Source organism: Salmonella sp. 32020114201800008SM (assembly GCF_017572025.1).
GTDB lineage: Bacteria > Pseudomonadota > Gammaproteobacteria > Enterobacterales > Enterobacteriaceae > Salmonella > Salmonella enterica.
Window position 1 is genome coordinate 434,586 of record NZ_JAGEQM010000001.1, and the last position, 12,452, is coordinate 447,037.

Annotated in this window: 13 protein-coding genes; 8 read left to right on the forward strand and 5 right to left on the reverse strand. The window is 51.6% G+C overall.

What is annotated here, in order from left to right:
- The first annotated feature begins 95 nt into the window (after positions 1-95).
- Positions 96-806 carry a YnfC family lipoprotein gene (locus tag J4613_RS02235; RefSeq protein WP_111742358.1) on the forward strand — a complete coding sequence of 237 codons (711 nt, stop codon included), beginning with the start codon at positions 96-98 and terminating at the stop codon, positions 804-806.
- Between the two features lie 40 nt (positions 807-846).
- Here J4613_RS02235 and speG read toward each other — a convergent pair whose 3' ends face one another.
- Together speG and J4613_RS02245 are read right to left on the reverse strand one after the other, a co-directional pair.
- The gene (speG, locus tag J4613_RS02240) at positions 847-1,407 is read right to left on the reverse strand and encodes a spermidine N1-acetyltransferase (protein ID WP_000199997.1); all 561 of its coding nucleotides are present in this window, start codon (positions 1,405-1,407) and stop codon (positions 847-849) included.
- A 35-nt stretch (positions 1,408-1,442) separates the two neighbouring features.
- On the reverse strand, positions 1,443-1,784 hold the full coding sequence (locus J4613_RS02245) for a DUF1283 family protein (RefSeq protein WP_001066440.1): 342 nt from the start codon (positions 1,782-1,784) through the stop codon (positions 1,443-1,445).
- 152 nt (positions 1,785-1,936) lie between these two features.
- On the opposite strand from J4613_RS02245, the gene J4613_RS02250 reads away from it, so the two are divergent.
- The 5 genes from J4613_RS02250 to J4613_RS02270 all read left to right on the forward strand — a co-directional run bounded on the left by J4613_RS02250 (position 1,937) and on the right by J4613_RS02270 (position 7,672).
- Positions 1,937-2,263, forward strand: coding sequence for a YnfA family protein (locus tag J4613_RS02250; RefSeq protein ID WP_000921389.1), 327 nt, complete (start codon positions 1,937-1,939; stop codon positions 2,261-2,263).
- Positions 2,264-2,384: 121 nt separating this feature from the next.
- Positions 2,385-3,599 (forward strand): starvation-sensing protein RspA, encoded by a 1,215-nt coding sequence (rspA, locus tag J4613_RS02255; protein ID WP_000706269.1) that lies wholly within the window; start codon positions 2,385-2,387, stop codon positions 3,597-3,599.
- 10 nt (positions 3,600-3,609) lie between these two features.
- Positions 3,610-4,629, forward strand: coding sequence for a Zn-dependent oxidoreductase (locus J4613_RS02260; RefSeq protein WP_020438092.1), 1,020 nt, complete (start codon positions 3,610-3,612; stop codon positions 4,627-4,629).
- Positions 4,630-4,682: 53 nt separating this feature from the next.
- A complete protein-coding gene (locus J4613_RS02265) occupies positions 4,683-6,062 on the forward strand; it encodes an MFS transporter (protein ID WP_000192118.1) in 1,380 nt (459 codons plus the stop codon).
- Positions 6,063-6,205: 143 nt separating this feature from the next.
- Positions 6,206-7,672: a mannitol dehydrogenase family protein gene (locus J4613_RS02270; protein WP_001181254.1), complete on the forward strand. Its 1,467-nt coding sequence runs from the start codon at positions 6,206-6,208 to the stop codon at positions 7,670-7,672.
- A gap of 66 nt (positions 7,673-7,738) precedes the next feature.
- Here the strand turns inward: J4613_RS02270 and ydfZ are convergent, their stop codons facing one another.
- From ydfZ to ydfG, 3 genes are all read right to left on the reverse strand, one after another.
- On the reverse strand, positions 7,739-7,942 hold the full coding sequence (ydfZ, locus tag J4613_RS02275; RefSeq protein WP_000989267.1) for a putative selenium delivery protein YdfZ: 204 nt from the start codon (positions 7,940-7,942) through the stop codon (positions 7,739-7,741).
- Positions 7,943-8,121: 179 nt separating this feature from the next.
- Positions 8,122-8,808: a GntR family transcriptional regulator gene (locus J4613_RS02280; RefSeq protein WP_000215563.1), complete on the reverse strand. Its 687-nt coding sequence runs from the start codon at positions 8,806-8,808 to the stop codon at positions 8,122-8,124.
- 129 nt (positions 8,809-8,937) lie between these two features.
- Positions 8,938-9,684 (reverse strand): bifunctional NADP-dependent 3-hydroxy acid dehydrogenase/3-hydroxypropionate dehydrogenase YdfG, encoded by a 747-nt coding sequence (ydfG, locus tag J4613_RS02285; protein ID WP_000636564.1) that lies wholly within the window; start codon positions 9,682-9,684, stop codon positions 8,938-8,940.
- Positions 9,685-9,822: 138 nt separating this feature from the next.
- Between ydfG and dcp the strand changes: the two genes are divergently transcribed.
- Together dcp and J4613_RS02295 are read left to right on the forward strand one after the other, a co-directional pair.
- Positions 9,823-11,865 (forward strand): peptidyl-dipeptidase Dcp, encoded by a 2,043-nt coding sequence (gene dcp, locus J4613_RS02290; RefSeq protein ID WP_111742357.1) that lies wholly within the window; start codon positions 9,823-9,825, stop codon positions 11,863-11,865.
- Positions 11,866-12,209: 344 nt separating this feature from the next.
- Entirely contained in the window at positions 12,210-12,392 is a 183-nt protein-coding gene (locus J4613_RS02295; protein WP_000807642.1) for a general stress protein, read from the forward strand.
- The last annotated feature ends 60 nt before the right edge of the window (positions 12,393-12,452 follow it).

Sequence of the window (12,452 nt, forward strand, 5' to 3'; positions counted from 1 at the left end):
GTGATTAATGACGATGTTCTAAGCTTAGCATTTTTCGTGTAAATAACTGTATTTGCTAATATGATGATAAATATCTTTTCATCCTGGTGATACGTGTGAAGAACCCCCTTTTACTGACGTTATTGTGCATGATACTGGCAGGTTGTGATAACCCGAAATCCCTTGAGTCTTTTACGCCGGAAATGGCCAGTTTTTCGAACGAATTTGATTTTGATCCATTACGTGGTCCGGTAAAGGATTTCAGCCAGACATTGATGAGTGAGAATGGCGAAGTGGCGAAGCAGGTCACCGGTACGCTTTCACAAGAAGGCTGTTTTGATACGCTTGAGTTACACGATCTGGAGAATAATACGGAGCTGGCGCTCGTGCTGGATGCCAATTATTACCGGGATGCTCAGACGCTGGAAAAAAAGGTGCAGTTACAGGGGAAGTGCCAGCTGGCGGCGTTGCCTTCGGCGGGCGTGACCTGGGAAACGGACGACAACGGTTTTGTGGTATCGGCGACGGGCAAAGAGATGAAAGTCGAGTATCGCTATGATAGCGAAGGCTATCCGCTAGGTAAGACAACCATAAACTCGCAGAATACGCTCTCTGTGACGGCAAAACCCTCCGCAGACCCGCGTAAAAAGCTGGATTACACGGCAGTCAGCCGGGTGGATGATCGACAGGTCGGCAACGTCACACAGAGCTGCGAATATGATGCGTACGCGAACCCTGTTGACTGCCGGCTTGTTATCGTCGATGAGAGCGTTAAGCCGGCAGTGTCCCACCATTACACCATTAAAAATCGTATCGATTACTACTAAACCGGGCGCGGTGCGACTCTCCGTGACTACCGCGCCGCGTTTACTGCGCGGTGGGTTTCAGGAGCGTAGAACCGGACGTTTTATGTTCATCCAGATACTGCTGCTGGAAGATACACATGCGGATGGTGTTACGGTATTCGCCGTTAATGAAGAACTCATGAATCAGCTCGCCTTCTACTCTAAACCCGAGTTTACGGTAGATGTGAATCGCTTTTTCATTCTCTTTATCGACGATCAAATACAATTTATAGAGATTGAGTACGGTAAATCCGTAATCCATCGCCAGTTTGGCCGCGCGTGACGCCAGGCCTTTTCCCTGGTACTCCGGCGAGATAATAATCTGAAATTCCGCCCGCCGATGCACATGGTTAATTTCCACCAGTTCTACCAGCCCGGCGTTTTCACCGTCGCATTCGACGACAAAGCGCCGTTCGCTTTGGTCGTGGATGTGTTTGTCGTAGAGATCCGACAGTTCGACAAAAGCCTCATACGGCTCTTCAAACCAGTAACGCATAACGCTGGCATTATTATCAAGCTGGTGGACAAATCGTAAATCTTCACGCTCAAGCGGGCGCAGTCTGACCTTGTAGTCACTTGTCATACTGTATCCTTACACTTCCTTTTAGTTATCCTGCATCAGGGCGTAATAACGCGACCTGTACGACGATCCAGACACCGCAGCGTATTGGGCTCCCAATAGGCGTTGATGTTGGCGCTTTGCTCGCATTTATCGCGGTTATCAAAGGCGGCATCGGCTTTGTCCCACTCTTTTTCTGCGCGGGTATTCACTTTCTGGCGCAGACTGCGAGTGTCGTTCCATTGTTCCTTTTCCATCGCCGCTTCCTGACGACTTTGTGCGCTATCTCCCGATTCAATCACCAGTTTACTGGTTTCAGCGAATGCGGAAGTAGTATATACAACGGCCGCCAACGTAAGCATTGCCGTCAGGCACAGGCGTTTGCTCAGCGTATTGTTCATCACAACATCCTTTCATTAGAGGGGAAAAAGCGGTAAACCACCTGTAAATTCTACACCAATCCTTATGCCTGGCATATACACAAGAATGGCCGGATAACCGTAACGATATTCTGTTGTATTATCACTTATCATTTCGTAACCAAATGAATCTCATGCTAAAGACGACTCTGCTTTTCTTTGTCACCGCCCTCTGTGAAATCATTGGATGTTTTCTTCCCTGGCTATGGCTTAAGCGCGGCGCCAGCGTGTGGTGGCTTCTGCCCGCCGCTGCGTCACTTGCGTTATTCGTCTGGCTTTTGACCTTGCATCCGGCGGCGAGTGGGCGGGTTTATGCGGCTTACGGTGGGGTATATGTCTGTACTGCGCTCCTGTGGTTACGTGTTGTCGATGGCGTCCGGCTCACGGTTTATGACTGGTGCGGCGCGCTGATCGCGCTGTGTGGAATGCTGATTATCGTCGTCGGATGGGGACGTACGTAACATTGCCGCGCGACCAGAACATTTTGTGATCTGGCAGCGCTTTTTACATCAATATACTTGTATGGTAGTAGCTCAGTTGGGTAAATTTCCTGCATCCCATAATGCGATGTAAGGAATAAAAATGAAGATTGTAGGGGCTGAAGTTTTTGTTACGTGTCCAGGGCGTAACTTCGTCACCTTAAAGATAACCACGGAAGACGGGATCACCGGTCTGGGGGATGCCACCCTGAACGGACGCGAGCTCCCGGTGGCCTCGTACCTTACCGATCACCTGTGCCCACAGCTCATCGGGCGGGATGCTCGCCGCATCGAAGATATTTGGCAGTTCTTCTACAAAGGCGCGTACTGGCGCCGTGGCCCTGTCACCATGTCCGCCATTTCCGCGGTTGATATGGCGCTATGGGATATTAAAGCCAAAGCCGCCAATATGCCGTTGTATCAGTTACTCGGCGGCGCTTCGCGTGAAGGCGTCATGGTGTATTGCCATACCACAGGCCACACCATTGACGATGTGCTGGAAGACTACGCGCGTCATAAAGAGCAAGGGTTCAAAGCAATCCGCGTGCAGTGCGGCGTTCCGGGAATGAAAACCACCTACGGCATGGCGAAAGGCAAGGGGCTGGCCTATGAGCCCGCGACAAAAGGCCAGTGGCCGGAAGAACAATTGTGGTCAACGGAAAAGTATCTCGATTTTACGCCAAAGCTGTTTGACGCCGTGCGTAATACGTTCGGGTTTAATGAACATCTTCTGCACGATATGCATCACCGACTGACGCCTATTGAGGCTGCCCGCTTTGGCAAAAGTATTGAAGACTATCGTTTGTTCTGGATGGAAGACCCGACGCCGGCTGAAAATCAGGCGTGCTTCCGCCTCATCCGCCAGCATACGGTCACGCCGATTGCCGTAGGCGAAGTCTTTAACAGTATCTGGGATTGCAAACAGCTCATTGAAGAGCAATTGATTGACTATATCCGCACCACGCTTACCCATGCCGGTGGTATTACCGGGATGCGCCGCATTGCCGATTTTGCCTCGCTCTACCAGGTGCGTACCGGTTCGCATGGGCCGTCCGATCTGTCGCCGGTTTGTATGGCCGCTGCATTACATTTCGACCTGTGGGTGCCTAACTTTGGCGTGCAGGAGTTTATGGGCTACTCCGAACAGATGCTGGAGGTTTTCCCGCATAACTGGACGTTCGAGGGCGGCTATATGCATCCGGGCGACAAGCCAGGACTGGGCATTGAGTTCGATGAAAAACTGGCGGCGAAATATCCGTACGATCCAGCCTATTTGCCGGTGGCCCGCCTGGAAGACGGCACACTGTGGAACTGGTAAGGAGCGAAAAATGAAAAGCATCGTAATCGAAAAACCGAATACATTAACTATCGAAACGCGCGCGCTTCCGCAGCCTGCGCCGGGCGAAGTTCGCATTAAAGTGAAACTGGCGGGTATCTGCGGTTCCGATAGCCATATTTATCGGGGACATAATCCCTTTGCAAAATATCCCCGTGTCATAGGCCATGAATTTTTCGGTGTCATCGACGCGGTAGGCGACAACGTCAATCGCGACCGGATAGGAGAACGGGTATCCGTCGATCCGGTGATCAGTTGCGGGCATTGTTACCCTTGTTCAGTCGGTAAACCCAATGTGTGTACCTCGCTGGTGGTGCTGGGCGTGCATCGTGACGGCGGTTTCAGCGAGTATGCGGTGGCGCCGGCCCGTAATGCTCATCGCATACCGGACAGCATCGCAGATCATCATGCCGTCATGGTTGAGCCGTTTACCATTGCGGCAAATGTGACGGGGCAGGTGAATCCGACCGAGCAGGACGTGGCGCTTATCTATGGCGCAGGCCCGATGGGACTGACGACCGTACAGGCGCTGAAGGGGGTTTATCAGGTTAAAACGGTCATAGTCGTTGATCGCATTGAAGAGCGTTTAGCGATGGCGAAGCAGAGCGGCGCTGACTGGACCCTCAATAATGGTCAACATTCACTGGCGGAATTTCTACAGCAGAAGGCGCTAAAACCGACCTTGATTGTCGATGCCGCCTGTCATCCCGCTATCCTGCAAGAGGCGATTACCCTTGCATCGCCTGCGGCACGCATTGTCCTGATGGGATTTTCCAGCGACCCGTGTGAGATTGTACAGCAGGGTATTACCGGAAAAGAGCTGGCTATTTATTCATCGCGTCTTAATGCCAATAAATTCCCGGTCGTGATTGACTGGCTGAATAAAGGGCTTATTGATCCGGATAAGCTGATAACGCATACATTTGATTATCAACATGTCACCGACGCGATTGAGCTTTTCGAGAAAGACCAGCGTCAATGCTGCAAAGTCTTACTCACGTTTGCGAAATAATATAAATAATTGCGAGTAAGTGGTACGCATCTTACCTCTTAGAGATTGCCTATATGACACAAATAAAGCATGAACGATCGACTCAGGATTTAGTGCGCGCTGCCGTATCTGGCTGGTTAGGCACCGCGCTTGAATTTATGGATTTTCAGTTATATTCACTAGGCGCGGCTCTGGTCTTCCATGAGATATTTTTTCCGGAACAGTCTGCCGCGATGGCGCTTATTCTGGCAATGGGCACCTATGGTGCAGGTTATATAGCCAGAATTATCGGCGCCTTTGTTTTTGGTAAAATGGGCGACCGAATCGGACGAAAAAAAGTATTGTTTATTACCATCACCATGATGGGGATCTGCACCACGCTGATTGGCGTACTGCCGACGTATGCGCAAATCGGCATTTTTGCGCCAGTATTACTGGTGACATTGCGAATTATACAGGGGCTGGGCGCCGGGGCGGAAATTTCCGGCGCGGGTACCATGCTGGCCGAGTATGCGCCGAAAGGAAAGCGTGGCATCATTTCCTCGCTGGTCGCGATGGGCACCAATTGCGGTACGTTGAGCGCGACGGCGATCTGGGCGGTGATGTTCTTTGCGCTTGAACGCGAACAACTGATCGCCTGGGGATGGCGTATTCCTTTCCTGGCGAGCGTCGTTGTTATGATATTCGCGATCTGGCTGCGAATGAATCTGAAAGAAAGTCCGGTATTCGAAAAAGTAAGCGAAGGTGAAAAATCGCCAGCGTTAACGCCTGCGTCAGAAAATACATTGGGCGCGATGTTTACCAGCAAATCTTTCTGGCTGGCCACCGGTTTACGTTTTGGACAAGCGGGGAATTCCGGGCTTATTCAAACCTTCCTTGCCGGATATTTGGTTCAGACGTTATTATTTAACAAATCTATCCCAACCGATGCGTTAATGATAAGTTCCGTAATTGGTTTTATCACTATCCCACTCTTGGGGTGGTTGTCCGATAAATACGGTCGTCGGCTGCCGTATATAATATTGAATATCTCCGCGATTATTCTCGCCTGGCCGATGCTGTCTATTGTGGTAGATAAAACGTATAGCCCTGGCGTAATTATGGCGGCGCTCATTGTTATTCATAACTTTGCCGTGCTGGGATTATTTGCGCTGGAAAACATCACCATGGCGGAAATTTTCGGATCGCGTAATCGCTTCACCCGGATGGCGATTTCAAAAGAGGCAGGGGGGCTGGTGGCGGTAGGTTTTGGCCCCGTCCTCGCAGGGATCTTTTGTAACATGACCGATTCCTGGCTGCCCATCTTAATTATGCTGGTGCTCTACTCGTGTATTGGTCTGATTTCTGCGCTGTTGATGCCGGAGGTCAGAGATCGCGATCTGAGCTTGCCTGAGGATGCGGCGGAAGCGACAGCGGCAGAGAAGTTACGCCACTCCGCAACTCAGACGAGTTAAATCGTGTTGGCGGTATGGCCGGAACGCTAATGCGGTTTCGGCCATGCTGCCCGGTCACTTTTGTTTAATTAGCGTAAATCCAAATGCACCAGGGCAGGCGTTACTCTGCGATTGTTCCGCTTTCAGAATATAGAGGTTATAAAATGCAAAACAGGCTTTTATCGGCAAAGGCGACGCTTCCTGATTACGATCGCGCGGCGCTGGCGGCGCGGATGGTCCATCTCGGTTTTGGCGCGTTTCATCGCGCGCATCAGGGGGTTTACACAGATATTCTGGCTGCGGAGCAGCATAGCGACTGGGGCTATTATGAGGTTAATCTTATTGGCGGCGAACAGCAGATTGCCGATCTAAAGCAGCAGGATAACCTCTATACCGTGGCGGAGATGTCGGCGGAAGCCTGGACGGCGCGTGTGGTGGGCGTCGTCAAAGCGGCGTTGCATGTCCAGGTTGATGGTCTGGAACGTGTGCTGGCGGCGATGTGCGAACCGCAAATAGCGATTGTGTCTCTGACCATTACCGAGAAAGGGTATTGTCATTCGCCAGCCACGGGCCAACTTCTGCTGGAACATCCCATGATTGCCGCCGACCTGCAAAATCCGCATCAACCGCTAACGGCACCGGGTATTATTGTCGAAGCGTTAGCGCGTCGTAAAGCCGCAGGCTTACCGGCATTTACCGTGATGTCCTGCGATAACATGCCGGAAAATGGGCATGTGACGCGTCAGGTTGTGACGGCTTACGCCCGGGAGGTGGATGCGGAACTGGCGATATGGATCGAGCAAAACGTGACATTTCCGTCAACCATGGTTGATCGGATTGTCCCTGCGGTCACGCCGGAGACGCTGGATAAAATCGAACAACTGACCGGCGTGCGCGATCCGGCGGGCGTCGCCTGCGAACCGTTTCGTCAGTGGGTGATAGAAGATACGTTTGTGGCGGGTCGTCCGCTGTGGGAAAACGCGGGCGCGACGTTGGTCGCCGACGTGGTTCCGTTTGAAGAGATGAAACTGCGAATGCTTAACGGCAGTCATTCATTCCTGGCTTATCTGGGGTATCTTGCCGGCTATCAGCATATTAATGACTGCATGGCTGACGACAACTATCGTCTGACCGCGCAGGCGTTAATGTTACGCGAGCAGGCGCCCACGCTGAAAGTCCAGGGGGTAGATTTACAGCGTTATGCCGATCAGTTGATTGCGCGTTACCGTAATCCGGCGCTGCGTCATCGTACCTGGCAGATTGCGATGGATGGCAGCCAGAAACTTCCGCAGCGTATGCTGGACTCCGTTCGCTGGCATCTTGCTAATCATAGCGATTTTGATTTGCTGGCGCTGGGCGTGGCGGGGTGGATGCGTTACGTTGGCGGCGTGGATGAGCAGGGCAAGGCCATCGACATTAGCGATCCGCTATTGCCGGTTATTCAGCGCGCCGTGGCAAACAGTGAAGAAGGCGCCAGTCGTGTTAAGGCGCTGCTGGGAATGGCTGAAATTTTCGGCAACGATTTGCCGCAGGCGGCGCGGTTTACGCAAAAAGTGCAAGAAGCCTATGACAGTTTACTGACATATGGCGCGAAAGCGAGCGTGGCGAAATATGCCGAGCGCTTGAAATAGCGTAACAGAGACCCGGTAGCATTATGCTACCGGGAAGGCCGGAACGGTTCCTGGCGGCCTGTGGTATCAGTTCATGCCAAGACGAATCAATTCGACCGGCGCGAATTTACCTTCACAACCTTCGACAATCACCGTTTTGCCGCGGCGAATTTGACCTGCATCCAGACCTTCGCTCTCAATGGCTTTGATAATCCCGGTATGACCCGTGCCGCTTATCATGACCCGGCTACCGGTAGTGATTGCGTTACGGTTACGATCGTATGTCATCATGGTGTTTTCTCCTTTCAAACTTACTGCCAAAGCCCGCAGGTTTCCCCGCATGACGGGCGACATATAAATACGCTTATCGTTGCGGATTTTTTTGTTTTTGATCAAGCTCACGGCTTTTTAGGCGGGAATGTGCAGGGTGAGAAAGCGGAGAAGGCGTCTCACCCCGACGTTAAAGGGGGTTACTCTTCGCTAAACCAGCCGCTGTTTTCCTGACGGATAAGCTGGACGGATTCGCTAATTTCCTGCAAATGCTGGGTCATTGCGCTCTCAACCGCATTGCCGTCACGATTTTCCAGTGCGGAGAAAATATCATGGTGCTGGCGCAACAACATCTCCGGCGGAGAAACATGATCCAGACTCATATAGCGAACCCGGTCGATTGTCGCTTTGATATTTTCAATGGTATCCCACGCTAACTGGCAATCGGCGATCTGCGCCAGTTTTTGGTGGAAATCGTCATCAAGCTGGAAAAAATCATCAATCTGTTTGCGCTCGATGGCAATATGTTGCAGGTGCAGGTTTTGCGCCAGTTGATAGCACTGGTTGTCGGTGATCATCGCCGCCGCACGGCGGACCACCGCGCATTCGATAGCCTGCCGAACAAAGCAGCCATTCTGTACCTGAGAAAGCGAAATCTTATTCACATAACTACCGCGCTGAGGGCGGATCTGAATCAACCCATTTTCCGCCAGCTTTATAAAAGCCTCGCGCACCGGTTGACGCGAAACGTTAAAACGGGTTGAGACCTCTTTTTCTGATAGCGGTGTGCCAGGCGGGATAAGACAATGCACGATATCACGCCGAAGAATACGGTAAATTTGCTGGTTGACAGGCTGTGTAGGGTTAAGCTGTGTTTCGACGGTCATTCATTCTTACTTTTTAGGCGGTTGACCCGGATACTCTACCACTTTTCCGTGGTGGTCTATACCGATCATGTTTCTGGTTGCAGATACGTTTGCCAGGGATTACCCGGCCCGCAGACCGGGTATAACCTCTTAGCTACGGTGGACGCTGAGCCCTGCGAAGGATTGGGTAACAGGCATCATTTCAACGGTATTAATATTCACATGCGCGGGGAGCGTGGCCACCCACCATACCGCTTCGGTAATGTCTTCTGGCGTGAGCGCGGTGGTATTTTCGTAAGTTTTACCCGCTTTCTCATCGTCGCCTTTGAAACGGACGCTGGAAAACTCGGTACCGCCAACCAGACCCGGTTCAATGTCGGTCACGCGAACCGCCGTGCCGTGTAAATCCGTGCGCAAATTCAGGCTAAACTGGCGCACAAAGGCTTTCGTCGCGCCATAGACGTTGCCACCAGCATAAGGCCAACTGCCGGCGGTTGAACCGATGTTAATGATATGACCGCGATTACGTTCGACCATTCCTGGCAGCACGGCGCGGGTCATATAAATTAAGCCTTTATTATTAGTATCGATCATAGTTTCCCAGTCTTCTACGCTGGCTTTATGCGCCGGTTCAAGGCCCAGCGCCAGACCGGCGTTATTGACCAGCACATCAATATCGCGCCACTGCGCAGGCAGAGAGGCCATCATCTCTTCGATGGCCGCGCGGTTGCGCACGTCCAGTTGGGCGGTCAATACGTTCTCGCCAAGCTCATCTTTTAACGCTTGCAGGCGTTCATGACGACGTCCCGTGGCAATGACTTTATGTCCATTCTCAACAAAACGGCGTGCAATGCACTCGCCAAACCCTGCGGTTGCTCCAGTTACTAAAACGATCATCACACAGTTCCTCAACGCTTTTTGTGTTGTATTACCATAGCACGCGGCGTTTATGAAAGGGTAATCCTGGTTAACACGGTTGCGGTCAGCATAGGGGGAAGCTTACTCTTATGATCAACCTATTTTCAGGAGTGAAAAATGTCGACGAATCCTTTGTTAGACCAGAGTATGTTGCCTTATCAGGCACCGCGTTTTGATCGGATCAAAGATTGCCATTATCGTCCTGCTTTTGATGAGGGCGTGCGGCAAAAACGCGTGGAAATCGAGGCCATCGTCAATCATCCGGCGGCCCCTGACTTTACGAATACGCTTCTGGCGCTGGAGCAAAGCGGGGCGCTTCTGTCACGCGTCACCAGCGTTTTTTTCGCGATGACGGCCGCACACACTAACGATGAACTCCAGCGGTTGGATGAGGCCTTTTCTGCCGAGCTGGCGGCGCTCTCCAACGATATTTATCTGAATAGCGCGTTATTCGCTCGCGTGGATGCCGTCTGGCAACAGCGTCACTCACTGGGGCTGGATGATGAGTCGCTACGGTTGGTCGATGTTATCCATCAGCGTTTTGTGTTGGCAGGCGCGCAGCTTGCCGAAGAGGATAAAGCGCGACTGAAAGTATTGAATACCGAATCAGCGACCTTAATGAGTCAGTTTAATCAGCGTCTGCTGGCGGCAAGTAAAGCGGGCGGGCTGGCGGTAGATGACGCGCATTGCCTGGCAGGATTAAGCCCGGAAGAAATGACCGTCGCTGCTGAAGCGGCGCGTGAAAAAGGCCTGGAGGTGCGTTGGTTCATTCCGCTCCTTAATACGACGCAACAGCCTACGCTTGCTACGCTGCGCGATCGCCAGACCCGCGAAAATTTATTCGCAGCGTCATGGACTCGGGCGGAAAAAGGAGATGCCCACGATACCCGCGCTATCGTTCAGCGTCTGGTAGAGATTCGTCGCTGTCAGGCAAAACTGCTGGGTTTCCCCAATTATGCCGCATGGAAAATGGCCGATCAGATGGCGAAAACGCCGCAAGCCGCACTGAGTTTTATGCGTGGCATTGTGCCGCCAGCGCGTCAGCGGGTACTCAATGAACAGGCGGAAATTCAGAACGTCATTGATGGTGAGCAGGGCGGCTACACCGTTCAGGCCTGGGACTGGATGTTCTATGCCGAACAGGTACGGCGGGAAAAATATGCGTTAGATGAAGCGCAACTGAAGCCCTATTTTGCCTTAAATACGGTGTTGCAAGAGGGGGTTTTCTGGACCGCCAACCAGCTATTCGGCATCACCTTCGTCGAGCGTTTTGACATTCCGGTGTATCACCCTGATGTTCGGGTGTGGGAGATTTTCGACTCCGATGGTGTCGGCATGGCGTTATTTTATGGCGACTTCTTCGCGCGGGACTCGAAAAGCGGCGGCGCGTGGATGGGGAATTTTGTCGAGCAATCCACACTCAATGAAACCCGGCCCGTTATATACAATGTTTGTAACTATCAGAAACCGGTTGATGGGCAGCCTGCATTACTGCTTTGGGACGACGTTATTACGCTCTTCCATGAGTTTGGTCATACGTTACATGGTTTGTTTGCCGTCCAGCGCTATGCCACGCTTTCAGGTACCAATACGCCCCGCGACTTTGTCGAGTTTCCCTCCCAGATTAATGAGCATTGGGCGAGCCATCCACGCGTGTTCGAACGCTACGCGCGTCATGTCGACAGCGGTGAAAAAATGCCTGCTGATTTACAGGAAAAAATGCGCAAGGCGAGTTTATTTAATAAAGGTTACGATATGACTGAATTGCTCGGCGCCGCATTGCTGGATATGCGCTGGCATATGCTGGAGGAGAGCGTAGCAGAGCAGTCTGTCGCTGAGTTCGAGCAGCAGGCGCTGGCCGCCGAGCATCTTGATTTACCGGCGGTGCCGCCCCGCTATCGCAGCAGTTATTTTGCCCATATCTTCGGCGGCGGCTACGCAGCGGGATACTACGCCTATCTTTGGACGCAAATGTTAGCGGATGACGGTTATCAATGGTTTGTAGAGCAGGGCGGCCTGACGCGTGAAAACGGGCAGCGTTTTCGTGATGCTATCCTTTCCCGGGGGAATAGTACTGATTTAGAAACGCTTTATTCAGACTGGCGTGGACATGAACCGCATATTGACCCCATGTTGCAATATCGTGGGCTCGATCGCTAAGCTGATACGGTTGTTCGGCACTGTCGAACAACCGCCTGAAAATGAATCCTGCACTTCTGATGACAGCCAGTTAAATTTATGGGGTTAAATTGTCTGAATATAACAAGGGTGTGCATTCGGATTTTTCTACTTATTTTCTCGTGGTGGCTTGATTGCCAAAGATTTATTACCGTTTCGCTGTTGATGTTTTCAAAAAATATATTTTCCGCCATGTGGTGGTATTATGTAAATAATGCAGAAATGAATTTGACACTGCGCACAGGGCGACTAGATTTAGAACTGTATCACATGATATGAGAAGACATATCATATTTAAAACGCAACATCATCATGAGGATTATATTATGGCAGAACATCGCGGCGGTTCCGGTAATTTTGCAGAAGATAAAGAGAAAGCCTCAGAAGCAGGTCGTAAAGGCGGCCAGCATAGCGGTGGGAACTTTAAAAACGACCCACAGCGTGCATCTGAAGCGGGTAAAAAAGGTGGCCAGAATAGCCACAGTGGCGGACGGAAATCCGGCAATTAATTTTACTCCTGATATTTCGTAAATATATTCTGAAATATTGCGCATACGATGCGGGCCATA